Origin of the sequence: Alkalihalophilus lindianensis, from assembly GCF_032843265.1 — a bacterium.
Taxonomy (GTDB): domain Bacteria; phylum Bacillota; class Bacilli; order Bacillales; family Bacillaceae_D; genus Alkalihalophilus; species Alkalihalophilus lindianensis.
Map to the genome: position 1 here is coordinate 1 of NZ_JAWJBA010000374.1, position 269 is coordinate 269.

The following is a 269-nucleotide window of genomic DNA, read 5'->3' on the forward strand; positions in this document are numbered from 1 at the left end:
TCTTGAAGCAACGCCCCAAAGCTCGCCCCAGCCAAATGGGAACTTATATTCAAAATCAGTTGTCGCATTACTGTAATGGGAAAGTTCCTCTTTGGAATGGTCACGAAGCCTCAAGTTGTCCTGGGTAAGACCTAATGACAAGAGCCATTCTTGCGCAAATTGCTTCCAATAATCAAACCATTTCAGTTCCTCACCCGGTTTACAGAAAAACTCCAGCTCCATTTGTTCAAACTCTCTCGTTCGGAAGGTGAAATTTCCTGGTGTAATTT

The 269-nt window shown here is 43.5% G+C and carries 1 pseudogene; it reads right to left on the minus strand.

The features are described 5' to 3' along the window. Positions 1 to 269: pseudogene (locus RYX56_RS22635) on the minus strand (glycine--tRNA ligase); the annotation flags it as partial.